The sequence below is a fragment of the Komagataeibacter intermedius TF2 genome (genome assembly GCF_000964425.1).
In the GTDB taxonomy this organism is placed as follows: Bacteria; Pseudomonadota; Alphaproteobacteria; order Acetobacterales; family Acetobacteraceae; genus Komagataeibacter; species Komagataeibacter intermedius.
In genome coordinates, this window is sequence record NZ_BANF01000159.1 from 1 (window position 1) to 580 (window position 580).

Genomic DNA, 580 nt, shown 5'->3' on the forward strand with positions numbered 1-580 from the left:
CAACCAGTATCACGCTGCACCTGTAACAGGCGAAGCATCTGGCGTGGGCCGACCTGACCGACCTCGTCAATCACCAGTACCGTGTTTCGATCCACATCGACGTCACCCCTCTCCAGCCGCGCCAGAAAGGGCAGCATAGCGCTTGTGTCAAAGATGCCGGCCTCACGTAATGCGTCTGCCTGGCGCCAGGCATTGGCAATCCCGATAACCCTGCGACCATTCGTGTCATAACGCGTATCATGTTTCCACGCATCAACCAGCGGAGACAGCAGGGCCGTCTTCCCGGAACCCGCGACGCCGGTGAGCATGGAGAGCGCGCCGCCCCGGCCAAGAGCGTAGATCGCAGCCTTTTGCGTCTTTCCATGTTCGCTCGCGAAGTCAAGCGGCGATCGTCCGATCGCTTCTGTGATCTGGCGGTCCGACAGCGCCCCGCTCCGGTCTCCTGAAGCACGAGCCGCCTGAATCGCGAGGTCCTCCTCGATAGCGATCTGCGCGGAATTCGTCACCCTCAGCCGGTCGCCACGCATCTCCTGAATCAGCGAGACCCGTTCCCCGCCGAGTTCAAGACCACGCTGTTCAA

General features: G+C 61.6%; 1 protein-coding gene. It reads right to left on the minus strand.

Features of this window, described 5'->3' with window-relative positions; translation table 11 throughout:
• Positions 1-580, minus strand: a 580-nt coding sequence (locus B7449_RS14905; RefSeq protein WP_048883765.1) for an AAA family ATPase, incomplete at both ends; no start/stop codon positions are given.